The sequence below is a fragment of the Peptoniphilus indolicus ATCC 29427 genome, from assembly GCF_000227315.1.
GTDB classification, from domain to species: domain Bacteria; phylum Bacillota; class Clostridia; order Tissierellales; family Peptoniphilaceae; genus Peptoniphilus; species Peptoniphilus indolicus.
On the sequence record NZ_JH165095.1, the window covers coordinates 1 to 1,784 of the forward strand.

Genomic DNA, 1,784 nt, shown 5'->3' on the forward strand with positions numbered 1-1,784 from the left:
ATTTTATATTAGGAAACAGAAACATCACTTTTGATAAAATAAATCAGAAGGAGAAAGAAATGAAAGTTTTAATAGCTACAGATTTATATAAACCGCAGATAAATGGAGTGGTTACTTCGGTTTTAAATTTATCTGATGAATTAAAAAAATTGGGAATAGAAGTTAGAATACTCACTTTATCAAAATCATTTAAATCATATTATGAAAACGGAGTATACTATATATCAAGTTTCCCAGTGAAAATATATCCGGATATAAGAGCTTCACTTTCTGTAATAGACCCTGTTATTTTAAGTGCAATAGAATGGAAACCGGATATAGTACATACACAAAGTGAATTTTCAACATTTAATTTTGCAAGAGTTATAGCTACGGGAGCAAAATGTCCAATAGTTCATACATATCATACAATGTATGAGCACTATATAAAATACGTAATTAAGTATCAAAAAACAGGAGAGAAAATTTTACATACTTTTTTAAGACGAATCTTTAAATCTTGTCAAAAAGCAATTGCTCCAACAAAAAAAGCTAAAGAATCTCTAATTGACATGGGAATAAAGTTAGACATAGATGTAATTCCAACAGGTATTGATTTGTCTAAATTTGAAAAAGAAATAAGTACAATAGAAAAAGATTCTTTAAAAGATAGACATAAAATACAAAAAGATGACTTTATATTTATATTTTTAGGAAGAGTTGCTAAAGAAAAAAATTTGGATGAAGTGATAGAAAATTTTAAGAAGTTACAAAGTGAATATGAAAATATAACACTTTTAATAGTAGGTGGAGGCCCTTATTTTGATGAAATAGTGAGCAGAACATCTCATCCTAAAGTAATCTTCACAGGAATGGTAAATCCTGATGATGTAGGGAAATATTATAGAATTGCAGATGCATTTTTATGTGCATCTCAAAGTGAAACACAAGGCTTGACTTTTGTGGAAGCCCTGGCAAATTCACTACCTTTAATTTGTAAACCTGATGAGTGCTTAGATGGTCTTTTAGAAGATGGAGTAAATGGGTATTACTTTAACAATTATATAGAATTCAAGCAAGTGGCAGAAATTTTGTTTGATAAAAATATTAGAAATAAAATGAGCAAAAATGCATACATATCTTCCCAAAGGTATTCAAAAGAAAATTTTGCTAAAGAAGTATCAGAATTATACAAGAGAGTTTTGCTAAATTATAAATATGTTTCCATACCAAAAAAGGCCTATAGTAAAAGTGAAGAAAATAGTTAAGAAATATACAATTTCAAAAAAATAACTTAGGAGTAATATGAAAAAAATTATAACAGTTTTAATATGTGTTTTTATAATGAGTTCTCTGTGCTTTGCAGGCGAGAGAGAATTGAAAGTTTCTATAATGGGTAAACAATTTGAAGATATATCAGGTGTATTTTTGCAACAAGAAACTGGCAGAGTGATGGTTTCTGTGAGAGGGATAGCTGAAAAACTTGGAGCAACAGTTGAATATTTGCCATCTACAGAAGAAAGAGGCGCAGGTTTTGTAATAAATCACAACGATGTGTCAATTAGAATGTTTGAAGATAGCTCAAGGGCATATTTGATGAAAAATTCAAATATGAAATCAATAGATATGGGAGCTAAGGTTGTGAATATAAATTCAATAAACTTTGTTCCTGTTAGATTTATAAGTGAGAATTTAAATTTTAAAGTTGAATGGAAAAATTTTGATATGTATGATTTAGTAGAGATAACAGAAAATAAAAATATATAAAATTTATTTAAACAGAGCGTATTTAAAATATGCTCTGT

General features: G+C 28.1%; 2 protein-coding genes. Both read left to right on the forward strand.

Features of this window, described 5'->3' with window-relative positions; translation table 11 throughout:
• Nucleotides 1–1,247: glycosyltransferase (locus HMPREF9129_RS10050; RefSeq protein ID WP_004823384.1), on the forward strand; the 1,247-nt coding region annotated here is incomplete at its 5' end.
• Nucleotides 1,248–1,284: 37 nt separating this feature from the next.
• On the forward strand, nt 1,285–1,746 hold the full coding sequence (locus HMPREF9129_RS10055; RefSeq protein WP_004823386.1) for a copper amine oxidase N-terminal domain-containing protein: 462 nt from the start codon (nt 1,285–1,287) through the stop codon (nt 1,744–1,746).
• The last annotated feature ends 38 nt before the right edge of the window (nt 1,747–1,784 follow it).

What these genes read in the sequence shown, in the direction of transcription:
- HMPREF9129_RS10055 (WP_004823386.1), top strand. Translation starts at nt 1,285, where the DNA reads ATGAAAAAAATTATAACAGTTTTAATATGTGTTTTTATAATGAGTTCT.